Origin of the sequence: Vitreimonas flagellata (assembly GCF_004634425.1) — a bacterium.
Lineage (GTDB): Bacteria > Pseudomonadota > Alphaproteobacteria > Caulobacterales > Aquidulcibacteraceae > Vitreimonas > Vitreimonas flagellata.
Map to the genome: position 1 here is coordinate 285,196 of NZ_SBJL01000003.1, position 21,920 is coordinate 307,115.

The following is a 21,920-nucleotide window of genomic DNA, read 5'->3' on the forward strand; positions in this document are numbered from 1 at the left end:
TCATGGCCGCAGCGCCTTTCCACGACCGCGACGGTTGGGTGTGGATGGACGGGGAATACGTGCCCCAGCGCGAGGCCAAGGTCCACGTACTCACGCACGCTTTGCACTACGCCTCATGCGTATTCGAGGGCGAGCGCGCCTATGACGGCGTGATCTTCAAAAGCCGCGAGCACAGCGAACGCCTGCACCGCTCGGCCCGCATCCTGGGCTACCAAGTGCCGTATTCGGTCGAGGAGATCGATCGGGTGAAGCACGAACTGGTCGCCAAGATGGGCTTCGGCGACGCGTATGTGCGTGCGCTGGCCTGGCGGGGCTCGGAGCAGCTTGGCGTCTCGGCCAAGAGCAACACGATCCATGTCGCCGTCGCCAGCTGGCAATGGGGCGATTATTTCGCCGACAAGATGGCCGGCATCCGCTTGATGATCGCGCCGTGGCGTCGCCCTGCGCCGGACACCGCGCCGTGCAATTCGAAAGCGGCCGGCCTCTACATGATCTGCACGCTTTCCAAGCACGCTGCTGAGGATTGCGGTTTCAACGACGCACTGATGTTCGATTGGCGCGGCCAGATCGCTGAAGCCACGGGCGCCAACATCTTCTTCGTGCGCGATGGCGTCATCCACACGCCGACGCCGGATTGCTTCTTGAACGGCCTCACCCGTCAGACCGTGATCAAGCTTGCGCGTGAGAAGGGTATGGACGTTGTTGAGCGCGCGATCTTCCCGAACGAATTGGCGACGTTCCAAGAAGCCTTCCTCACCGGTTCCGCGGCCGAGGTGACGCCGATTAAGGAAATCGCCGGCATCCAATACAAGCCTGCGGCTGTGTGCGAAGCGCTTGTGCATGGCTATTCGGCGCTGGTTCGGCGCAAGAACGCTTAAAGTCCTTCCTTTATGCTCCCCCGCGTGCGGGGGAGCTGTCGCGCAGCGACTGAGGGGGCGAGAAGCGCGCACATCACTGGCGGACTTTCCCCCTCCGGCTCGCCCCGCTCACCACCTCCCCCGTAAACGGGGGAGGAGTGTCGGAACTAAATCTCCGCGCCTCACGTTACGGGTCGAGCAATTTCGACCGGAGGGACGTCCATGGTCGCGTACCGATTTGACCCTGACTACACAATTGCGGGACGCCACTACGCGCATCCGCTCATTCAATGGCCGACAATCATCGCGGGCGCTGTTGCGGCGATCGCGATCGGCTTTCTGCTGAACGTGCTTGGGCTCGCCATCGGCGCGTCCGCGTTCAATCCGTACGAGATCAATGCGCAAGACGAGACGATTTCGATCGGCGGCGGGTTGTATGTGATGTTTGCGCAGCTCGTTGCGTTCCAAGTCGGCGCGTATATCGCCGCGCGCGGTTCTCGCTATCCTGATCATTTCGGCGGCCTGCTCACCGGCTTCATGGTGTGGGCATTCGCTGTTGCTATCGCCGTTTCGCTCGCGACGTTTGCTGCTGGCCAGGCCGTGGGTGGCGATGCGCTGCCATCCGGCGTTGCCGAAACCATCGGCGAACTGAGCGATGCGACTGACGGCCAAAGCGCCAACGCAAGCGATCTTGCAACAGCTGAAGACGCCGCCGACGCGCTCGCCGCACTTTCGTGGTGGACCTTCGGTGCGCTCTCGCTTGGCCTTGCGGGTTCGATCGCTGGCGGCTGGCTCGGCTCGCATCATCCGAAATGGGAAACGCGTCCGCGCCTGGACGATTCTGTCGCCTATCGCACCGCGCCGAAAATTTAAGGAGAGCCAATCATGGAAGAACTTGGCAAGGGTTGTCTCCTTTGGGTGATCGGCATCCCGTTCCCCATCATCATTTTGCTCTTCTTGTTCGGCGTACTGAACTAAGCGGCGGCCATGATTTTCTCGGCGGCGATGCGGCTGCTTAGCAAGCACGCAACGCTGCCGAGACCCGGCCACGTGTAATCGCCCGCCACGTACACGCCGCCGCCTAAATCACACGGCATCGCGAACTGATTTGAGTTGCGCATATTGATGCGCACGCCGCCCACCGCGCCATGCGGGCGCCGCGCAAAGCGTGCATAGGCGTTGGGCGTGCCTATCTCCAACACACGCGCGTTGTCGCCCAAGCGTGGATAGACGCGCCGCGCATAGCGCAATAGCTGCGCACCGATCTCCGCTTTTGCTGCTACCGCTTGTGCGTGATCGTAATCGCGCCAACGCGAAAGTTCAGTATGCGTCGAAACCATCACGGCGCGATGGCCCGCAGGCGCGCACAGCTCGTCGCCCGCTGCTGAGATCGAGATGAACATGTTGTTGCCGTCGCCGAGCGGCGCTTCGTAATCCTGCAACAGCTGGTGATGGCGATGGTCGTGGTCGACAACCTCGCTTTGCGGCACGCCAAGGCACACCACGATGCCAGCGCCATACGACTCGGCATCGCGGCGCAGGAAGGGCGCCATGCGCGCGCGTGCGTCGGCCGGCGCCATAGCTGCGAAGTTTGGCGCCGGGATGGTGTTGACGATTGCGCGTGCTTGAAACACCCCGCGCAATGTCTCAACCCGCAATGAGGGCGCTACGCCTTCGACTTTCGTCACTTTCGTCTTCAGCCGCAGATCGCCGCCGAGGTCGCGATAGCGGCGCGCGAGTGCTGTCCAAAAGCCTTTGAAACCGCCGACTGGACGCGCAATGCGGCCGCGTATACTTGTGCCGAGGGCTGCGTTGATCAGCGGCGCATCCTCGATGCAGCGTGCGTGCAGCGTGTCTTCGCACAGCATCGAGAGCAGACCGCGTAAAGGCTTGCTCTCTGCAAGTCCGCTGCTGCGCACCAATTGGCCGAGGCTCGTGAGCAAATGACGGGCGTGGCGCCAATGCGCGGGCGAAAGCGTTGTCAGCGCGCGTGTCACGTCCCCCGCATCGCGGATCGGCAGGCGCAGGCCTTTGGCCGCGCCGGGCCAAAACACCGCCGCCAATTCATCCATCACGCGCCAGAAGCGCCGCGTCTCTGGCGTATCGCCAAATGCACGCAAGCGCTCGGCGCGCCAGTGTTCGGGGCAGCGGTGCAATGTGATGGTTTGATCAGGCAGCCACGCTTGATAGCCGGGTAGATGTTCGAGCGCGAGATCGGTGAGGCCGATCTCCTTCAAAAACTCGCCGCCCACGCCGCCCTCATCGAAATCGACAAGCGTCGTTGCGCCGATGTCGAACGAAAAGCCGTCGCGCTCATAATAGCCGGCGCAGCCGCCAAGCTTGTCGTGAATTTCGACGACGAGCGTCGAGAAGCCATTGGCCTGCAGCCGACACGCCGCCGCCATGCCTGCCAAACCCGCACCCAACACGACGACATCGAAGCTATCGCGCATCGTTCTCTCCGTGTGAGAGCAGACGCGATGAAGCGGTAACCGGCAATGCGCCGAAATGTCCTGTGCGCAAGCGTCGCTAGAGCCACGCGAACGCGCGCGTGAGGAAGGCTGCGCCGTTCCCGGTGATAGGCGCGCCGTGTGCCATGAGCACTTTTTCGACGGGCCAAGCGTGGATGCGGGCCAAGCTTTCGCGCGCGGCCTTGCGATCGCTGAAGGCGATGCGGAACTTTCGCGGCGCTTGCGGTTCGGCGCCGATCATGCGGTCCATGCGCGCAACGAGCTTGCGCCAGCCCTCGAACCAATCGGGCGGAAAATTCTGCAACAGATCCGCGAACAGCGCCGTGCCGCTGGCGCGATGGAAAAACACGGCTTCCGTCGCGATCAGATTGCCACGCATCAAGACTTGATCGATCTGGCCCGCCCATGCTGTGGGCGCGTCGTCAATGAGGTCTGCGTCGAAGGCGATGTCCTTGCGCCGATCGCGCGAGCCGGGTGCTGCATAGAGCAGTGCGTTCGGATACGCCGTGCGCCATTCCGGCAGCGCCACGTGATGCATGCAGGTTGGCGTCACGATGAAGCGCACCGCGCCAAGTGCATCGATCGCGGTGCGTAGTGTGGACGTCAACGCGACTGGCGACCAAACGAACAGCGCGCCATCATCAAGGCGCATGATCGCCATGCGCGTCGGATACGCAAAGCCCGCGCTTTCAACGATCGGGCCGTCCACGATCCAGATGTTTGGTCCGAACGGCTGAAGTAGACTCACGCGCCCGCCTCATCCGTCTCTGGCGTCATGAAGTGGCCGTGCAGGGTGGCGATCGGTTGGCTGCGTTCGTTTTGCCAGGCTTCGGCTTGCACATTGGCGATACGGCGGCCGATCTTGACGACGCGGGCGCGCGCGTAAGTGTCGACGGGTTTGCCGGAGCGCAGGTATTCGATGTTGATGTCGATGGTCTTGGCGAATTTCTCACTCTTGGCCGTGATCGAAAGCTGCGTCAGCGCCGTCACTTCCATCAGCGCGCCAACGACGCCGCCATGCAAAGCCGGCAGCATCGGATTGCCGACGAGATGCGGCGCGAACGGCATGATGAGCGTCAGCTCATCGCCTTTGAGCTCAGCGCGCAGGCCAAGAAATTTCGCATACGGCACACGCGCGATCGCGTCCGCCACACGGCTCTGCGGCGTGCTCATGTTGTGCGCTCCAATCTTGCCCCGCTTGCGGGGGAAGTGGATCGCGCGCAGCGCAAGACGTAGGGGGCGGTGGCGCGCTCCTCAGTCAGCTTCGCTGACAGCTCCCCCATGAATGGGGGAGCATTAAGTGAGGGCGCGCTCATGGCTTCGGCTTCCGCAAATTTGAGCCCATCCTTCGGCGGCCGTTGGAATTGATCATGAAGGCCGCCGACGCTTGCGCCACCGGATCGTCCGGCGTTTCATCGTACGCAATGGCGCGCACGAAGGCGACGTTGCGGCCAAGCTTGTAGCAATGCGCTTCGGCCAGCACGTCCTTATGCGGGGTCGCCGCGCGCATGTAATCGATGCGCAGGTCGATGGTGGCGACGGAGCTGGCTTCTTTCAGCGAGGAGAACACCGCAGCGCCCGAGATGTGATCGAGAAACGTCGTGATGACGCCGCCGGCGATCACGCCGGTCTCAGGATCGCCGACCAAATCTTCGCGGTACGGCGTGCGGCCCCACACGCGCGGCGGCTCCATGCGTGTGATGTCAGCGCCGATGGCTTTCGCTTGCGGCGTGTGCGCCAGCATGGCCCTGAGCATCTCTAAAGGGTTCTCGCCGGGGGAGGGATTGTCATCGGACATGGCCTCCGTGCTAGCAGTGGTGCGCTCGGTTCGCCAATGTATGAAATTGACGACACGTCATTTTTGTGGCCCCATGCCGCGCTAAGGGCAAAGCCCAGCTGGGAGCAGACATGAGCGAGACGGCGTCCATAGAGCCGATCGGCAAGCGAGAGAAAACCAAGGTCGCCAACCGCCAGGCTATTCTGGTGGCGGCGCGGCGTGTGTTTGCGGAGCTTGGCTACGAAGCCGCGACCGTGCGCGACATCATTCGCGGCACCGATCTCGCGTCAGGCACCTTCTACAATTACTTCCGCTCGAAAGAAGAAGTGTTCGAAGCGTTGGCCGACGACGGCGCGCGCCGCTTCCGCCCGATCCTGCGTTTGGCGCGCGAGCACGCGAAGAGCTTCGAAGATTATCTGCGCAGTGCGTTCGTCGCGTACTTCCGCTTTGTCGCCGAAGAGAACAGCGAAGCTGGCCGGCCCGCCGACGAGCGCCGCCCGCATGTGCGCACCGATACGCCGGAGATGATGGCGGTTTATCAAGAGGTGCGTCAAAGCCTCGAAGATGCGATTGCACATGGCGATCTGCCGCACGTCGATGCCGATTATTTGGCGCATTCTTGTATTGGCATAGCGCAAGAGCTTGGCCCGGCCATGATGCGGCGTTCGCCGCCGGATATTCAGGGCGCCGCTGCGTTTGCGACTGGACTTATTTTGAAGGGCCTCGAAGGCGCCCCGCGTAAACAATAACAAGAACACCAAGGGAGAGCAGGATTTGTCCTGGCTGCGCAAAGCGCTCGTTCATCTGGCCTTGTCGCGTTCCGACGCGGCTCTGATCAAAGCTTCCGGCGGCGAGCCGCGGACTGTGCGCGGCATGACGCTCGATCCGCGGATTCAGTTTCTTGAATACCAAACGCGGCTGAAGCCGGTGGATTGGTCGACGATGACCGTGAAGGCGTTGCGCGACAACACGGATGCGGGTGCTGAGCTCTTTGGCGGCTCAAGCGTTGGCGGCGTGCGCACGGAGAAAGTGTATATCACCGGCCGCTCGCACTCGGTGCCAGCGCGGCTTTACCTGCCGACGGTGCGCGATAATTCCGCGGCGATGATGGTGTATTTCCATTTTGGCGGCGGCGTCATTGGTTCGCTGGAGAGCTGCCATCGCTTGTGCGGGCTGATCGCGAAGGAAGCTGGCGCGCCGGTGCTCTCGGTCGATTATCGCTTGGCGCCGGAATTCAAATTTCCGGTTGGCCTTGAGGATTGCCAGGCGGCGTATCTCTGGGCCGTGGACAATGCGGCGCGTTACGGCGCGCCAGTTGGCAAGGCGGCTGTCGGCGGCGACAGCATGGGCGGGCATTTCTCCGCGATCATCGCGCAGGAATATCGCAAGACGAAGCCGCCGGTGTTGCAGCTTCTGATCTACCCGGCCGTGGACTTCCTCAGCGACACGCCGTCGATGCATGATTTCGCCGATGCGTGGCCGCTGACGGCGGAGACGATCGATTTTTTCATGAAGCAATATCTGCCGGAGAATGTCGATCCGAGCGACCCGCGCATCTCGCCGATCCGCACCGAAGATTTGCGTGGCCTCGCGCCGGCGCTGATCTACACGGCGGGCTTCGACATGCTGCTCGATCAAGGCGCGCAATATGCGGAGCGCCTGCGCGATGCTGGTGTCAAGGTGAGCTACGAGTGCTTTGAATCGCTGCCGCACGGTTTCGTCGCTTTTGGCGCCGCGACCCGCGCGGCTGAGCAAGCTAACCGCAAAATCGCGCGCGAAACGGCAGCCGCGCTCAAAGGGCAGCGCTAATTGGCCGCCTCCCAGATCGACCGCGGCGCGTGGTCGTGGGCGCTCTATGAAGCGGCGCGCAATCCGTATGTGTTGCTCTGCACCATCTATGTGATGGCGCCCTACATCGCCACCACCGTGATCGGTGATCCGGTGCAAGGGCAGGCGACCATATCGAGCTGGCATAAGACGGCCGGCCTGATCGTAGCGGTCAGTGCGCCGTTCATTGGCGCCGCGATGGATCGGATGGGGCGGCGTAAGCCCATCCTCGGAGTTGTCACTGCCGGCATGGTCATTGCGTTCTTCGCGCAATGGTGGGCGATGCCGGGCGGCGAAGGCCTGCCACTTTGGGCCTTGGGCGCCGTCACCGTGCTCGCCGGCGTGATGTTCTCGTGGTCCGAGGTGGCTCACAATTCGATGCTGACGACTGCGGCAAAGCCTGACGTGGTTGGCCATGTGTCGGGGCTCGGTCTTGCGCTGGGCAATGCGGCTTCCGTGTTGCTGCTGGTGTTCGTGCTGTTCGCGTTTGCGTTGCCCGGCGTGTTTCAATTGCCGTTCGTACCGGAAGCGCCGCTCTTCGGGCTTGATCCGGCGGCGTATGAGCCAAACCGCATCGTTGGGCCGCTTTGTGCCTTGTGGCTCGCCATCTTTGCGCTGCCGCTCTTCTTTTATTCGCGCGATCTCGACACGACAGGGGAGAAATTCGGTGACGCCATGCGCCATGGCATTGGCAAGGTGGTCGGCACCATCGGAAAGCTACGCGATCACCGCAACGTCGCGCTCTTTCTCGTGGCGCGCATGCTCTACGCGGACGGCAAGACGGCGATCCTGATCTTCAGCGGTGTTTATGCGGCCGGCGTGATGGGCTGGGATTTACTGGAAATGCTGACGCTCGGCGTGGTGACGACAGCGTTCGGCGTGATCGGCGGCCTTTCCGGCGGACATCTCGATTCATGGCTTGGTCCAAAGCGCGCTGTCGCGATCGAGATTGGCGTGACCTTCGTGTGCTTGCTCATCATGGTGTCGATGACGCCGACAAGCATGTTCTTCGTTGTGCCTGTCGCGGAAGGCGCGGTGGCGTGGAACGGGCCGTTGTTCCAATCGCCGCCGGAATTGGCGTATCTGCTGACAACCTGCGTGATCGCGATTTCGATCTCGGCCGCTTATGCCTCGAGCCGCACGTTGATGGCGCGGTTGTCGCCTGTCGGCATGGAGGGCGAGCTCTTCGGCCTCTATGCGCTCTCGGGCGCGGCGACCGTGTGGCTTGGGCCGCTGCTCGTTGAGCATTTCACCGAGACGTACCAGAGCCAGCGCGCGGGCTTCGCCGCGATCTCGATCCTGCTGATCGTGGGTTTTGTGTTGTTGCTGTTCGTGAAACCGCCGGCGCGTGCGTCTTCAGACGCGCAGCCTTTGCACTAGCACAACGCGGGTCTGAAGACCCCGCGCTCCGTCAGCTCATGCCGTAGCCGGCCTGGCGAAGTTTCTTATCGACCATGCGCTTCAGGCTGAGCGCAACGCGCTGGCGTTCCTGGCCCAAGGCCGTCGGCAAGTGCACGAGCTGGTGCAGCGCCGCGACGTGCGTGCGCACGACCTCCGCATCGATCCGGTCGGTTGCGCCGTGCGCTTGGAAATAGCGCGCCATTTCCTTGGCGCCGAGATCGAGGCTGGTGTCGCCAATCTGCTTGGCCACCTCTATCAATTCCTGCACCGCCTTGAACACATCGCGAACCGAGCGCGGATTGGCGGGATCGAGCGTGCGCACCGTCGTCTCCAGCGCCGCAACACGCGCGCGTGCGATTTCAGCGTGAATGTCGGCCTCCGACGCCGGCTCATCGACGGAAACCTCCGCCGGTAGCGTATCGTTGAGCCGCCGCCAGGGTCCGGCGTACTGAGGGTCTTTTCTGCGCCGGCGACAGGGGCCCACATAGGTCGCCGTGACAATAAAGGGCTGCGGATGCGTCAGCACACGGCGTACGCGCTTTTGCAGCGCCAATCCCGAGATCGGTTTGCGCAAGAAGCCGTCGGCGCCCGCCTTACGCGCAAGTTCGACGTCATGTTTCGAACCGCGCGACGTCAGCATGAACATGTTCACGGCGCGGTTGGGCGAATCTTCATTGAGCCGAATGCGGCGCACAAAGTCGAGCCCATCGGTCAGACCTTCGATCCATTCGAGCAGGATCACGTCGGGATTGGTGCGGATCACCAAGTCCCAGGCTTCCATTGTGTTGGACGCGCCGAGCACGCGGCCAAAGCCGATGGCGCGCAATTGGTCTAAGGATATTCCGCGCGCGAAATGATTTTCATCAATGACGAGCGCTGTGAGATCGGACGGGTCGAATTCGTCGCCGCTGATCAAGACACAATCGCTCCCCAGACGATCGCTCAGTTTGCATGGGATGTCTGAGTAATCGTTGAAGCTGGGGCGGTTTCGGAGCGGTTAATATCGGGCCCGGCGCCGGTATTTGATGCAGTAGAGCGCCGATTAAGGGGCGCGATCTTCCAGCACGCCGATCAACGTGATCTTTTGCCAAATCTTGCGGCCAAGCCCTGTCGTCAGCGTTTCCATGTCGTTGACCGCTTCGATCACGACGCCGTCGCGCATGCGCTCGGCATAGAGCGCCGAAAGCTTGCCGATCAGCGCCAGCATCTCGGAGCAATAATCGAGATACCGCGTCAGCTCGAAATGGCTCATCGTCCGTTCGGGCGAGGCGGGCGTTTTCTGCGCGTCGAGCACGATCGTAGGGTCCTTGGTGAGCTGATGCATGTCCACGATGTGCGCCATCGAGCGAAGCCGATGCAGTGCGTCGAGCACGCGTTGACGCTTGATGCGTTCCTCCAGCGTCAGCACGAACCAGACAGCCGAGCCGAACAGAATGAGCAGGCTCACCGCAGCTTCCAGCCCTTGCAGCAATTCCGGCGCCGAGCCTTCGATGCGTTCGAGGTGTAGGAATCGGAAGGCTGCGACCTGGGCGATCAATCCGGCAACCACGAGCGCACACGCCGCGCCGCGCCAAAGATAATCCGGTCGCGCCAGCTCGGCGGCCTCATTGACGCTGGCGCGCCCAACTTCGATCAATTCAGCGCAAACTCGGCCCAAGCCCGCATCTGGAAACCGCGCCACCATGCGCGCGTGGAGCTTTTCCAGCGTCGCGATGATGTGGTCGGCGCTGAGCTGTTGGTAGCGTCCTGGCATGGCGGAAGCATGCCGCGTCTCGTCATCCGCTTCAATCGCAGGTGAAGGGGCTTCGGGCGGGGTTCGCTTGCGCTAGAGTGCGCCCGCTCATGGACGCCCGCACGCCCTCCCTGCCGTCGCCGTTCGCGGATTGGTTCGCCGCGCGCGGCTGGAGCCCGCGTCCGCATCAATTGGAATTGGTGCGCCGGGCTGAGGCAGGGTTATCGACGTTGCTGATTGCGCCCACGGGTGCAGGCAAGACGTTGGCCGGCTTTCTGCCGAGCTTAATTGAGCTTGCGCCGCGCGCCGAGGATGGGCTGCGGCGGCCACATCGTTTGCACACGCTCTATGTGTCGCCGCTGAAGGCGCTGACGACGGACGTGGCGCGCAATCTCGATACGCCTGCGAGCGAGATGAAACTTAATCTGCGGATCGAGTCACGCACTGGCGATACGCCGCCGCACAAGCGCCAGCGCCAGCGCGCGCATCCGCCCGACATTCTGCTGACGACGCCGGAGCAATTGTGCCTGCTGATCGCGTCCGAGCACGCGCGCGTGTTTTTCGAAGATTTGCAGGCGGTCGTGATCGACGAAATCCACGCGCTCGCGCCGACAAAGCGCGGCGATCTGCTGGCGCTGGCGATGGCGCGGTTGCAGCGTTGGGCGCCCGGACATCGGCGCGTGGGCTTGAGCGCCACGGTCGCGGATGAGGAAGGGCTGGCAAGGTATTTGTTGGGTTCCAATCCTCCCCCGCACGCGGGGGAGGTGCTGAGCGCAGCGAAGCGGAGGGGGAAGGCGGGCACGCCCCCCTCAGTCTCGCGCGATACGCCCGACAGCTCCCCCGTGAACGGGGGAGCGTTACAAAGCGTTGTCGTCAAAGCGCCGCCCGGGGCGCAGCCAGTGGTGGATGTTTTGGATTCCGATGCGCGAATTCCCTGGGCGGGGCATACGGCGCGGCATGCGTTGCCGGAAGTGTATGCGGCGATCAAAGCGGCAAAGCTGGCTTTGGTGTTCGTGAATACGCGTGCGCAGGCGGAAATGACGTTTCAGGAGTTGTGGCGCATCAATGATGATGCGTTGCCGATCGCACTGCATCACGGCTCGCTCGACGTGGCGCAGCGGCGCAAGGTTGAAGCGGCGATGGCGCGCGGGGATTTGCGCGCTGTGGTGTGCACCTCCACGCTCGATCTCGGCATCGATTGGGGCGACGTCGATCTGGTGATCCAGATGGGTGCGCCAAAGGGCGCCGCGCGTTTGGTGCAACGCATCGGCCGGGCCAATCACAGATTGGACGAACCATCACGCGCGCTGCTGGCGCCGAGCAATCGCTTTGAAGTGTTGGAGTGCCGCGCCGCGCAAGAAGCGGTGAAGGAGGGCGCGATGGATGGCGCCGAGCCGCGCGTTGGCGGGCTGGATTGCTTGGCGCAACATATAATGGGTTGTGCCTGCGGTGAGCCATTTGATGCGGATGAGCTTTATGCAGAGGTCGTTTCGACCGAGCCGTATGCGGCCCTACCACGCCCGCAATTCGACCGCGTCCTCGATTTCGTGGCGACGGGCGGGTACGCGCTGCGCTCCTACGACCGCTACAAGCGGATCGTGCAGGATCTGGCTACGGGCCGTTGGCGTGCGCGCAATGCTACGATTGCGCAGCAACATCGGATGAATGTTGGCGCGATCGTTGAGTCCGAGATGCTCGATGTACGCTTGGCGAACCGGGTTCAGGCGTCACGACCAGGCACGCCGGCGAGTGAAGGCCCACGCCCGCTGATGCCGGGACGGCGACTGGGACAGATCGAAGAATACTTCATCGAAGGCTTAGCGCCCGGCGACACGTTCTTGTTCGCCGGCGAGGTGCTGCGTTTCTTGAGCGTGCGCGATACGGATGCGTTGGTGGTGCGCGCGCCAGGTGCGGAGAACCCGAGCATTCCGTCCTACGCCGGCGGCAAATTTCCACTCTCGACGTTCCTTGCCGATCGCGTGCGGCGCATGCTCGATGAGCCGAAGCGCCAAAAGCTTCTGCCGCAACAGGTGCGCGATTGGATCAGGATGCAGAAGAAGCGCTCTGTGGTGCCCGCGCCTGAGGAAATGCTGGTCGAGACGTTCCCGCGCGCCGCGAAGCATTATCTCGTCTGCTACCCCTTCGAAGGCAGGCTATCGCACCAGACATTGGGGGTGCTGGTTACGCGCCGACTGGAGCGCGCCGGCAAGAAGCCGATGGGCTTTCTCGCCAGCGAATATGCGATGGCGGTGTGGGCGCTGGAGCCGATGGACGATGTTGATCTCGAAGTCTTGTTCGATGAGGACATGCTGGGCGACGATCTGGAAGCCTGGCTCGCGGAATCGACTTTGATGAAGGCGACGTTCTCAAAGTGCGCCGTGATCGCCGGCATGATCGAGCGGAAATTGCCGGGTGCGGCGCGCAAGACGGGCCGGCAAGTCACGTTCTCGACCGACCTGATCTATGACGTGCTGAAGCAATATGAGCCCGATCATATCTTGCTCCAGGCGGCGTTCGCGGATGCGGGCGAGGGCTATCTCGATATCAAGCGCGTGGGCGCGCTTTTGCGGCGCGTGAAGGGGCGGCTCGTGCACCGCGCATTGCCGCACGTGTCGCCGTTTGCCGCACCGGTGATGCTCGAAGTGGGTCGGGTCGGAGTACAGGGCGGCGCGGACGAGGCCGTGCTGGAGGATGCCGCGTCGCTGATTGCCGAAGCGATGAGCTGATTTTCGCTGCGTCATTTGCGAGCGCGCGGTGGCGGGTGCATAGTCCGGCAAAACACGACAGGGGGGAACGATGCGGTGGATGGCGGCTCTGGCTTTGAGCTTGACGCTGGGCGGTGTAGCGCACGCGGAGGTCACGGAGACAACGCGCGCGGCGAACGCGGCTATGGCGGAGACGTTGCCTTGGGCCGATCGGGAAGATGAGGATTTCGCGACGCGCGGTTTCATCTCCGCCTGGGATCAACCGCAAATTCGCGCCGATGACGGGCGCGTCGTGTGGGATTTCAGCGTCTATAATTTCCTCGGCGGGCAAACGCCTGAGACGGTGAACCCGAGCCTCTGGCGGCACGCGCAATTGCTGGCGCGCGCGGGGCTCTTCCAAGTGCGCGAGCGCGTCTATCAGGTGCGCGGCTTCGATGTGTCGAACATGACGATCATTGTCGGCGACACCGGGCTCATCATCATCGATCCGTTGACCAGCCGCGAAGTGGCGAGCGCCGCACTTGCATTGGCGCGGCGCACGATCGGCGATCTGCCGGTGCGCGCGGTGATCTATACGCACAGCCACGCGGACCATTTCGGCGGCGTTCGTGGTGTGGTCGATCCCGCGGACGTAGCAGCAGGGCGCGTCGCGATTATCGCCCCGGATGGCTTCATGGAGCACGCGGTGACGGAGAACGTCATCGCCGGCAACGCGATGGGCAGGCGTGCGACCTATCAGTTTGGCGCGGGGCTGACGCCTGGCCCCGAAGGGCAGATGACGTCCGGTATCGGGCTCGCGATCTCGGCGGGCACGTTCACGCTCATTCCCCCGACGCGCACCATTGCGCGCACAGGCGAAACGCTGACCATTGATGGCGTGCGTATCGAGTTTCAGGTGACGCCGGAGACCGAAGCGCCGGCGGAGATGAATTTCTTCTTCCCGGATTTGGGTGTGTTGTGCTTGGCCGAAAACGCCAACGCCTCGATGCACAATATCCTGACGCCGCGTGGCGCTCTGGTGCGCGATTCAAAAGCGTGGGCTGATTATTTGACGGAAGCGCTCCGTCTCTATGGGCCGCGCACCGAGATCATGGTGACGAGCCACGCCTGGCCGCGCTTTGGCGGCGAGCGTGTGCGCGATTTCATCGCCAGCCATCGCGACGCATATAAGTATCTGCACGATCAGAGCGTGCGGCTGATGAATGCGGGCTACACCGATCGCGAGATCGCCGAGGCGGTGCGCCTGCCGGCTTCGCTCTCGGCGCGGTGGTTCAATCACGGCTATTACGGCACGATGATGCACAATTCGCGCGCCGTGTATCAGCGCTACATGGGCTGGTACGACGCCAATCCGGCGAACCTCAATCCGTTGCCGCCTGTTGAAGAAGCGGCGCGCTACGTGCGCGCGATGGGCGGGTCGGCTGCGGTGTTGGCGGAAGGCCAGCGCGCGTTTGACGAAGGCGATTATCGCTGGGGCGCGCGGGTGCTCAATCATTTGGTGTTCGCGGAGCCGAACAACCAAGCGGCGCGCGCGCTGTTGGCGCGGACGCATCGGCAGATGGCGTGGCAGGCCGAGAGCGCGATCTGGCGCAATATGTATCTGGTTGCGGCGGAAGAACTGGAAAACGGTGTGACGCCGCGTGCATCGGGCGTGCAGAGTGCCGATCTCGTGGTTGCGACGCCGACGAGCTACATTCTCGATCTCTTGTCCGTGCGGCTCAATCCTGAGCGCTTGGGCGAGCGGCGCTATGCGTTCAATCTGGTTTTCCCGGAGCGCAACGAGCGCTTTGCGGTGAGCATCGCCAATGGCGTGCTGGTGCATGAACGCGATGTCACCATTGCGGACGCGCCGACCATCACCTCGCCCCGCGGCGTGTTCCTGCAAGCGATGGCGACGCAGAGCATGGCCCGCGCTGTGCTCACGCGGCAAATCCGGATCGAAGGCAATCGGCGCTCGCTGGAGGGGCTTGGCGATGTCTTCGACAACCCCGATCTGAACTTCGCCATCGTCACGCCGTGACGAGTCTGCTTTAGATCGGGCGATGCCGATGCTTTCCCGACCTGCGCCCAAGGCCCAGCGCCCGCCCAAGCGGACGGTGCGGGCTTTGCCGCCTTTGGCGATCGTGGGGCCGCATGTCGAGGCGCGCATTGGCGACACGCTGGTGACGGCGTTGCCGGACGGCGCGTTGTGGATCGGCGAGGCGAAGACGCTGATCGTCTCCGATTTGCATTTGGAGAAGGGTTCGGCCTTTGCGCTGCGCGGGCAGATGCTGCCGCCCTACGACACGCACGCGGCGTTGGTGAAGCTCGGCAAGCTGATCGACGCGATGGCGCCAGATATTGTGGTCTCTCTGGGCGATAGTTTTCATGATGGCGGCGGCGTCGCGCGGATGGCGGCGAGCGATCGCGATTTGCTGCAAAGCATGATCGGTCGCTGCGATTGGATTTGGGTGGAGGGCAATCACGACGGGCGCGCGCCGGAAGTGCTGGGCGGCGTCGTGCGTGACGTGCTGCACCTGGGCTCGCTTGTGTTACGGCATGAGCCGACGGAAGACGCGGCGCCCGGCGAGATCGCGGGCCATTTGCATCCGTGCGCAAAAGTGAGTGGCCGCGGGCGTTCCGTGCGGCGGCGGTGCTTTGCAACTGATGGCGCGCGCTTGGTGATGCCGGCGTTCGGCGCGTTCACCGGCGGGCTCAATGTGTGCGACGACGCGTATGCTGAGATTTTTCCCGACGGCGTGACGGCTCTGGTGCTCGGCAAGGATCGCGTGCTGCCTGCGCCAATGGAGCGGCTGCTCAGCGATTAATGGAGCGGCTGCTCAGCGATTAATGGAGCGGCTGCTCAGCGATTAATGGAGCGCGCGTCGTCAGACCCGCGAAGCCGCAAGCGCCGGTGTCCAACGCGGGTCTGAAGACCCGCGCTCCGACTAGAGATGGTGCATCAAGGTCGCGAGCGGGATCAGCAAGCAGATCAGCATTGCGCCGCCGGTGAGCACTTGGCGCAGCACGGGATACCAAGCGGGCGCGGCCGCGTCGCGGGCGCTGCGATAATCCCAGGCGCCTTGCGCTGCGAACAATCCAGCAAACGCGGCGGATGCGCCGAGGGCGGGCGTCACGAACACAACGAGCACTGCAAGCACCCATCCCGCCAAGCCAGGCAAAGCGCTGAAGAGCAAGCGCGTGGCGTTCGGGCTTTGCGGATCGCGCATGATTTCGACGCCGCAACGCACGCCGCCAAGAAACGAGAGCAACACAGCCGCGTAAAGTGAAAAAGCAATCGCGCCGAGCCGCGCGGTGCTTGTGTGCGCCGAGAGCGTGATGAGCGCGCTGATGGCGAGCGGCGCAAGGCCCAGAAAGCCTAGGCGCAACGCGGCGCGTGGAAGAAAGGGCGGGCTCACGTACGGCGGAACAGACTGGCGGCGACCCAGCCCGCGGCCAGCGCGAGCAGAACGGTCAGGACGCCGTACAGCAGCGACCAATTCGTGGCGAGATCATGGATGCGGCGTTCAATGCCGACGCGCGCGATCGAGATCGGCACACGTTGCGCTGAGATCAATCGCCCATCGCGGAAGAGATAGGTGTCGGCGTGATATTGCGCGATGGGCGCGTTGGCCGGCAGACGCACGACGGCGCGGAAGAGGCCGCCTTGATACATGGTGAGGCCGCCGCGTTGCTCTGGCGTCGCCGCGCGACCTGAATATTCCTGATAGAGCCCTTGCTCGCGGCGCAAGCGCACCAAGGCTGCGCGATAGGCGGAGGGATCGCTATCCGGCACGGCGCTCGCGAGTTGCGCGGATGCGGCTGGATCGAGCTGGTAGCGCCAGATGGATTCAGGGCTGGCGATCTGGCGCAACGGGCGATTGGAGAGCACCGCGAAGAAGCTCGGCGCTTCGCTGAAGCGCACGGCCTCGCCGTTCACCCAAAGCCCAAACACCTGGCGCTTGCGCATCACGCTCGCGGACTCATTCGGCCCGCGCACCACGACGACGATATCGCCGCGGCCGCGCCGGTCTGGATTGACGCCGAACACGGTGACGTAAGAGCCGCGATAATCGGAGCTGACCGTGATCTGCTCTTCGGCGACCGCCGCCGGCAGATCATTGCCCACGTCAGGCTGCTGTGCGCGCGCGGGTGTCACGCAAAGCAGCAGCGCGAGCACGAGGAAAAGCCGCCTCATATCAGCCCTCCACCGAGCACGAAGGGCTCCGCAGGCGGGACCACGATATCAAGCAAGAATTTGAGGCTCGCCGCCAGCAACAATGCGCCCAGCAGCGCGCGCAAATGTTCGCTCTTCAAGCCTGCGCCCAGCCGCGAGCCAAGCTGTGCGCCAATCACGCCGCCCAGCATGAGCAGCGCTGCGAGCACAAGGTCCACCGTCTGCGTCGCTTGCGCCTGCATGATCACGATCAGCGACGCCACGATCAGAACTTGGAAGAGCGAGGTGCCGATGACGACATTTGTCGGCATGCGCAGCAGATAGATCATCGCTGGGATCAGGATGAAGCCGCCGCCAATGCCCATGATTGCCGCGAGCGCGCCAATGCCGAAGCCCAGCACCAACGGTGGGATCACGCTGATGTAAAGACCCGAGCGCGGGAAGCGCATGCGGAAGGGCAAAGTGTGCGCGATCGTACGCGCGGGCCGGCGCAGTATCGTGACGCTATGGCCAACGCGGCCGCGCATCACCGACAAACCCTCATTCAGCATCAGCCAGCCCACGGCGGCGAGCAGGAAGAGGTAGAGGATGGAGATGATGAGATCGAGTTGGCCTAGGCGCAGCAGACGCTCGAACAACCAAACGCCCGTCGCGCTGCCGACGATGCCGCCGATCGAGAGCAGCATGCCCATTCGCCAATCGACGGCTTTGCGCCGCGTTTGTGAAAGCACGCCGGAGAAAGAGGTGGCGGCAATCTGGCTCGCGCCCGTGGCCACGGCGACAGGCGCAGGCACGCCGAGGAACATCAGAGCCGGCGTCATGATGAAGCCGCCGCCGACGCCGACGAGGCCAGACACAAAGCCGACGGCGCCGCTGACCAAAAGGACGAGCAGCACGTTCACCGGCATTTCGGCGATCGGCAGGTAGATCAATTCTGTTGCTCTGAACTCAGCGCGGATGCGCCCATGCCCAGGCTCTTATGGGCGCCGCCGCCGAGAGAGGCAACGCCGTTTGCTTGTTGTGCTCCCCCGTTTACGGGGGAGCTGTCGCGTTAGCGACTGAGGGGGCGAGGGGCTTGCCAATTTGCGGCGGGAATTACCCCCTCCCGCAAGCGGGGGAGGATGATGTTCTTAAGTCCGCGCGCCGGTTGCCCAGGGGCGGGCGCCGAATTCGCCGTTGGCGACGGCGCTGGCTGCACGAGGGCGGAACGCCTGTGCGCGTGCGCGGGCCTGATCGACCTGCGCTTGCGGCAATTGCGTCTCCAGTGCGGTGGCGCGCGCGCCGGCGTCTTGATCGCCTTGGCGGGCGGCGACCATGAACCAGAACAACGCTTCCGACGGCGCGGCGTTCACGCCACGGCCCTGCTGGTAGAGAACGCCCAGATTGTACTGGCTATCGGCCACACCGAGTTCAGCCGCTTGGCGGAACCAACGAAACGCTGCCGCCTCATCCAAGGGCGCGCCTTCGCCGCGCGCGAAATAGACGCCGAGATCGTGCATGGCGCGGCGATTGCCCGACGCTGCTGCCCGTTCCGTCCATTGGCGCGCGACCGCGAGATCGCGCTGCACGCCTTCGCCGCGCTCATAGAGCTTGGCTAGACGGTATTGCGCCATCGCAAAGCCGCGATCGGCGGCGCGACGGAGCATCGTCACGCCTTCCTGCGTACGGCCGGCGGCGACGCGTTGCAGCGCAAGTTCGTATTGCGCCGTGAGGTCGCCGCTTTGCGCGGCTTGTTCCAAAGAGACGTTGCGCGGCGCGAGCGGGCCCGCGACGACGGGCTGGGTGCTGGCGCCGTTCGCCGCCATCGGCGTGCCGGCTGCCGCCGGTGCTGCGCCCTCAGCGGGCGCGGGGCCTTCGCCAGGTGCGGCGAACGGATCGACCGGCATGCCTTCAGCTGTCGGATCAAGCGTTTCAGCTTCCGGCGGCGTCAGCGCGTCGGCGGGCGGCTGCGCGGCTTCGGATTCAGGCGGCGTCGGGGTAGGCGCAGGGCCTGCCGCGTTCTGTTGCTGCAGATAATAGGCGCCGCCCGCAGCTGCCAGCGCCGCAACAGCGACGCCCCAGAGCACGACACGGCTCGACCCACGCAAGCTGAGCTTCGGCGTTTCCGATGGCTCAGCGCGCGGCTGCTTCTCTTTCTTTGCGGGCTTCGCGGGCTTTGCCGTTTGCGATTGCGCTTGAGCCTGCGCGGCACGGCGCGCAGCGGCGAGATAATCGTTCTTGCCTGGCGCGGCTTGTGGTTCGTCAAGCGACAACGGCGCTTCCGGCGCGAGCAGGTCGAGCGGCTCTTCCTCTTCGTCCGCAAACTCGATCATCGGCTCGTCGTTACGGATCTCACCGAACGGCGGATGCTCTTCTTCCGGCGCCCAGAACGGATCTTCGTCTTCCGGCGGCGGCGCGACAGCGGCTTGCGGTTCTTCTTCGACAATATCGTCGATCAGCAGATCGTCGTCCGGCGACACTTCGATCGACTTGTATTCCGGCACATAGACATCTTCTTCGACCGCCGGCTTCTCTTCGGAGAGCAGGTCGTCGATGTCTTCGGCGAAATAGATGTCACTGTCGTTCGGCGCTTCCGCGACGGGCGCAGGCGTTTCTGCACGCGGGAGCGGCGGCAGCGGAGCCGCACGCACGGGCGCTGCGGCTCCGCGCGGCGAAACGTACTCTTCCGGATCGAAACTGGTGAAGTGCGAGAAATCCTCCTGACGCCGCTGCGGCGTGGGGATCGCAAATTTCACATCGTCATCGCTCTTGTCGTGCGCGCTTTCGTAGCGCTCCAGCTTGGAGGCGACGCTCGATACGGCCTTTTGCACGGGCGCGATCGCTTCGGCTGACTGAGCCTCAACTTCCGCGAGGCGCTGCATGATCGAGCTGATCGCTTCGGCAACGCGCTGACCGGCGCGCTCCTCGCTGTCGATCATGCGCTCGCCCAATTCGCGCGAGAGCATTTCGTGACGCTGATTGAAGCGCTCGGCCATGCGCGCGACTTGCTCGCCCACATGCTCGATCGCTTGCGCGCTGCGGTTTTCCACGGCGCCGACGCGATCTTCGAGGCGTTCCGAAAGGCGACCAACTTCGAGGCCCATGCGGTCGAATGCAGCGGCTTCGCGGCGCTCGATCTCGTCGAAGCGCTTCTCTAGCGTCTCGCTCATGCGCGAGAGCTCTTCGCGCACAGCCGACGCTGCGGCGTCGTCATTCCGTGCTTCGACAGCGCGCAGGCGCTTGTCGACCGATTCCGACATGCGGCGGATTTCGAGCGAGATCGCTTCCACCGTTTGCGCTTGGCGGCGCTCGGCGGCGCTGAGGCGTTTGGTGAGTTCCGTGAGTGCGCCCTCGAGTTCGGGGCTCGCCGATCCTTGCAGCGCAGCCTGCAATTGCTCCTGCAATTCGCTGCGGGCTTCGCCGACCATTTGCGAAACCGATTGCTGCATCGTGTCGAGACGCTGCTCGAGCATCGCGCGTACGGCCTCGGTTTCTTGCGCGGCGTTAGCGTTTTCTACGCGGGCGCTGAGCGAGGAGACGGTTTCTTCCAGCGTGCGGATCGCCGTTGTCGCCGTGGATTCCGTTTCCGCGATGCGCGCGGCGAGGCGTTGCAGCGATTGATCGACCTCCTCAATCTTCGCATCGCTGCCGCCGCCAGCTTCAACGCTGGCGAGGCGCGCTTCGAACGAGGCAAGGGCCGCGTTCAGCGGGCTCGTATCTGCTTTGGTCTCGAGCGCAGCGAGTCGTTCAGCGATGTCGGCCTGCGCATGGCGCAGATCGGTGAGATCGACGGGGGCCGAACCGCCAGCGCTATCTTCGACTTGCTTGACGCGTGCAGCGAGCGTGAGTTGCGCGTTGCGCAGGTCGGCGATCGCAGCGCCCGCGGCTTGGCGGAGGCCGGCCGTGGATTCACGTGCGCCGCTTTCCGCGCGCTCGATGCGCGCGATGAGTGCTGCTTGTTCGCCTTGCAGCTGATCGACAATTCCGACGCGCTTGGCGATTTCGCTTTCGAGCCGCACCACTTCTTCCAGCAACGCTTCGCGCGTGCTGCGGGTTTCATTGACGCTCTCGCTGCGCACTTCTTCGATCGCTGTCGCAATGGTGCGGCGCGTGGAGCTTTCAGCGTCGGCCAGACGCTCGCTCATTTCTTCCTGCAGGCGGCGCAATTCAGCAACCGCGTCAGCGGAAGCTTCCGACGCTTGGCGTGCTGCTTCTTCTGCTACAGCGCGCGCTTCTGCGAGCGTGCGCGCGACGGCCGCGTCGCGATTTTCCATCTCCGTCGTCAGGAACGAGGCGGCGGCTTCGGCGCGGCGCGCGATCTCGGATGCGGTCGTGACTTGATGCTCAAGCCGCGTGCGCACGTCGTCCATGTCGGCGCGGGCATCGTCGAGCAGGTGGCGACTATCCTTTGCCTCTTGTTCCGCTTGTTCGAGCTTGCCGCTCAGCGTCTCACCGGCGAGGCGGAATTGATCGAGCGCATCGCTGATGCGCGTCGCAGCGTCGGCGGAGACATTCTCGATGTCTTCAAGGCGCGCCGCGAGGCCCAGCACAGAGCGATCGATGGTAGAGACGGCGCGATCAAGACCAGTGAAAGCAAGTTGCGTGCGGCGTTCGATCGATTCAACGCGTTGGGCCAGGCGCGAAGGATCGGCGATGCGCGGATCGGCGACATCCCAATCATCACCTTCGTTATCGAAATCCGTTGGCGGCGGCGCGATGCGTGAGCGCGCGCGCGATGGCGAAGACGATGTGCCCCCACCGCCTGGACCGCCGCTCTGTGCGAGCGCGAGATTGAGGTATTCGCCAAGGCTCATGCCTTGGCGCGCAGCGGCCTCGCGTGCGGCTTCCCGCACTTTGGGGTCGATGCCCTTTACGCTCCAGCTTTGCGCGCCACTCATAATGCCCTCGCCGCGATTTCACCGCGCTTCCACGCGGCTCACGCCCAACCCCGAATGGCGAACCTAGAAAGATTCGAGAATCGCCACGAGTTTGCAGTGTCGATCAAAGTCGTTGGC

General features: G+C 63.8%; 18 protein-coding genes. 8 read left to right on the top strand and 10 right to left on the bottom strand.

Annotated features, from left to right (window positions below; genetic code table 11):
• The first annotated feature begins 2 nt into the window (after window positions 1-2).
• Window positions 3-878, top strand: a complete 876-nt coding sequence (locus tag EPJ54_RS14285) for a branched-chain amino acid aminotransferase (protein WP_135212413.1) — start codon at window positions 3-5, stop codon at window positions 876-878.
• 201 nt (window positions 879-1,079) lie between these two features.
• Complete coding sequence (locus EPJ54_RS14290; protein ID WP_135212414.1) at window positions 1,080-1,730, top strand: hypothetical protein; 651 nt, start codon at window positions 1,080-1,082, stop codon at window positions 1,728-1,730.
• 101 nt (window positions 1,731-1,831) lie between these two features.
• Here EPJ54_RS14290 and EPJ54_RS14295 read toward each other — a convergent pair whose 3' ends face one another.
• From EPJ54_RS14295 to EPJ54_RS14310, 4 genes are all read right to left on the bottom strand, one after another.
• Window positions 1,832-3,310 (bottom strand): phytoene desaturase family protein, encoded by a 1,479-nt coding sequence (locus EPJ54_RS14295; protein ID WP_135212415.1) that lies wholly within the window; start codon window positions 3,308-3,310, stop codon window positions 1,832-1,834.
• A 76-nt stretch (window positions 3,311-3,386) separates the two neighbouring features.
• Window positions 3,387-4,076 carry a DUF4336 domain-containing protein gene (locus EPJ54_RS14300; RefSeq protein WP_135212416.1) on the bottom strand — a complete coding sequence of 230 codons (690 nt, stop codon included), beginning with the start codon at window positions 4,074-4,076 and terminating at the stop codon, window positions 3,387-3,389.
• On the bottom strand, window positions 4,073-4,501 hold the full coding sequence (locus EPJ54_RS14305) for a PaaI family thioesterase (RefSeq protein WP_135212417.1): 429 nt from the start codon (window positions 4,499-4,501) through the stop codon (window positions 4,073-4,075). Before EPJ54_RS14305 ends, EPJ54_RS14300 begins: the two co-directional genes overlap by 4 nt.
• 139 nt (window positions 4,502-4,640) lie before the next feature.
• On the bottom strand, window positions 4,641-5,126 hold the full coding sequence (locus EPJ54_RS14310) for a PaaI family thioesterase (RefSeq protein ID WP_167755739.1): 486 nt from the start codon (window positions 5,124-5,126) through the stop codon (window positions 4,641-4,643).
• A 110-nt stretch (window positions 5,127-5,236) separates the two neighbouring features.
• Here EPJ54_RS14310 and EPJ54_RS14315 point away from each other — a divergent pair, with 110 nt between their 5' ends.
• The 3 genes from EPJ54_RS14315 to EPJ54_RS14325 are packed head-to-tail and all read left to right on the top strand — an operon-like array spanning window position 5,237 to window position 8,312.
• Window positions 5,237-5,854, top strand: a complete 618-nt coding sequence (locus tag EPJ54_RS14315; protein WP_135212418.1) for a TetR/AcrR family transcriptional regulator — start codon at window positions 5,237-5,239, stop codon at window positions 5,852-5,854.
• Window positions 5,855-5,879: 25 nt separating this feature from the next.
• Window positions 5,880-6,914 (top strand): alpha/beta hydrolase, encoded by a 1,035-nt coding sequence (locus tag EPJ54_RS14320; protein WP_239590942.1) that lies wholly within the window; start codon window positions 5,880-5,882, stop codon window positions 6,912-6,914.
• Complete coding sequence (locus tag EPJ54_RS14325) at window positions 6,915-8,312, top strand: MFS transporter (protein WP_135212419.1); 1,398 nt, start codon at window positions 6,915-6,917, stop codon at window positions 8,310-8,312. It abuts the gene before it with no gap.
• A 31-nt stretch (window positions 8,313-8,343) separates the two neighbouring features.
• On the opposite strand, the gene EPJ54_RS14330 is transcribed toward EPJ54_RS14325, so the two are convergent.
• Both EPJ54_RS14330 and EPJ54_RS14335 read right to left on the bottom strand, forming a co-directional pair.
• Complete coding sequence (locus EPJ54_RS14330; protein WP_167755740.1) at window positions 8,344-9,249, bottom strand: response regulator; 906 nt, start codon at window positions 9,247-9,249, stop codon at window positions 8,344-8,346.
• Window positions 9,250-9,375: 126 nt separating this feature from the next.
• Window positions 9,376-10,086 carry a hypothetical protein gene (locus tag EPJ54_RS14335; protein ID WP_135212421.1) on the bottom strand — a complete coding sequence of 237 codons (711 nt, stop codon included), beginning with the start codon at window positions 10,084-10,086 and terminating at the stop codon, window positions 9,376-9,378.
• 89 nt (window positions 10,087-10,175) lie between these two features.
• Between EPJ54_RS14335 and EPJ54_RS14340 the strand changes: the two genes are divergently transcribed.
• From EPJ54_RS14340 to pdeM, 3 genes are all read left to right on the top strand, one after another.
• Window positions 10,176-12,791: a ligase-associated DNA damage response DEXH box helicase gene (locus tag EPJ54_RS14340; RefSeq protein ID WP_135212422.1), complete on the top strand. Its 2,616-nt coding sequence runs from the start codon at window positions 10,176-10,178 to the stop codon at window positions 12,789-12,791.
• Window positions 12,792-12,861: 70 nt separating this feature from the next.
• Window positions 12,862-14,790: an alkyl/aryl-sulfatase gene (locus EPJ54_RS14345; protein ID WP_135212423.1), complete on the top strand. Its 1,929-nt coding sequence runs from the start codon at window positions 12,862-12,864 to the stop codon at window positions 14,788-14,790.
• A gap of 22 nt (window positions 14,791-14,812) precedes the next feature.
• The gene (pdeM, locus tag EPJ54_RS14350; RefSeq protein ID WP_239590943.1) at window positions 14,813-15,577 is read left to right on the top strand and encodes a ligase-associated DNA damage response endonuclease PdeM; all 765 of its coding nucleotides are present in this window, start codon (window positions 14,813-14,815) and stop codon (window positions 15,575-15,577) included.
• A gap of 120 nt (window positions 15,578-15,697) precedes the next feature.
• Here pdeM and EPJ54_RS14355 read toward each other — a convergent pair whose 3' ends face one another.
• The 4 genes from EPJ54_RS14355 to EPJ54_RS14370 all read right to left on the bottom strand — a co-directional run bounded on the left by EPJ54_RS14355 (window position 15,698) and on the right by EPJ54_RS14370 (window position 21,803).
• A complete protein-coding gene (locus tag EPJ54_RS14355; RefSeq protein ID WP_167755741.1) occupies window positions 15,698-16,168 on the bottom strand; it encodes a DUF3429 domain-containing protein in 471 nt (156 codons plus the stop codon).
• Complete coding sequence (locus EPJ54_RS14360) at window positions 16,165-16,947, bottom strand: TIGR02186 family protein (protein WP_135212425.1); 783 nt, start codon at window positions 16,945-16,947, stop codon at window positions 16,165-16,167. Before EPJ54_RS14360 ends, EPJ54_RS14355 begins: the two co-directional genes overlap by 4 nt.
• Complete coding sequence (locus EPJ54_RS14365) at window positions 16,944-17,858, bottom strand: sulfite exporter TauE/SafE family protein (RefSeq protein ID WP_239590944.1); 915 nt, start codon at window positions 17,856-17,858, stop codon at window positions 16,944-16,946. The genes EPJ54_RS14360 and EPJ54_RS14365 overlap by 4 nt, the downstream gene beginning before the upstream one ends.
• Window positions 17,859-18,056: 198 nt before the next feature.
• Window positions 18,057-21,803, bottom strand: a complete 3,747-nt coding sequence (locus EPJ54_RS14370) for an SEL1-like repeat protein (protein WP_135212426.1) — start codon at window positions 21,801-21,803, stop codon at window positions 18,057-18,059.
• Window positions 21,804-21,920 lie beyond the last annotated feature (117 nt).

Coding starts and splice junctions, on each gene's coding strand:
- EPJ54_RS14285 (WP_135212413.1), top strand. CDS start 3: ATGGCCGCAGCGCCTTTCCACGACCGCGACGGTTGGGTGTGGATGGAC.
- EPJ54_RS14290 (WP_135212414.1), top strand. CDS start 1,080: ATGGTCGCGTACCGATTTGACCCTGACTACACAATTGCGGGACGCCAC.
- EPJ54_RS14295 (WP_135212415.1), bottom strand. CDS start 3,310: ATGCGCGATAGCTTCGATGTCGTCGTGTTGGGTGCGGGTTTGGCAGGC.
- EPJ54_RS14305 (WP_135212417.1), bottom strand. CDS start 4,501: ATGAGCACGCCGCAGAGCCGTGTGGCGGACGCGATCGCGCGTGTGCCG.
- EPJ54_RS14310 (WP_167755739.1), bottom strand. CDS start 5,126: ATGTCCGATGACAATCCCTCCCCCGGCGAGAACCCTTTAGAGATGCTC.
- EPJ54_RS14315 (WP_135212418.1), top strand. CDS start 5,237: ATGAGCGAGACGGCGTCCATAGAGCCGATCGGCAAGCGAGAGAAAACC.
- EPJ54_RS14335 (WP_135212421.1), bottom strand. CDS start 10,086: ATGCCAGGACGCTACCAACAGCTCAGCGCCGACCACATCATCGCGACG.
- EPJ54_RS14340 (WP_135212422.1), top strand. CDS start 10,176: ATGGACGCCCGCACGCCCTCCCTGCCGTCGCCGTTCGCGGATTGGTTC.
- EPJ54_RS14345 (WP_135212423.1), top strand. CDS start 12,862: ATGCGGTGGATGGCGGCTCTGGCTTTGAGCTTGACGCTGGGCGGTGTA.
- pdeM (WP_239590943.1), top strand. CDS start 14,813: ATGCCGATGCTTTCCCGACCTGCGCCCAAGGCCCAGCGCCCGCCCAAG.
- EPJ54_RS14360 (WP_135212425.1), bottom strand. CDS start 16,947: ATGAGGCGGCTTTTCCTCGTGCTCGCGCTGCTGCTTTGCGTGACACCC.
- EPJ54_RS14370 (WP_135212426.1), bottom strand. CDS start 21,803: ATGAGTGGCGCGCAAAGCTGGAGCGTAAAGGGCATCGACCCCAAAGTG.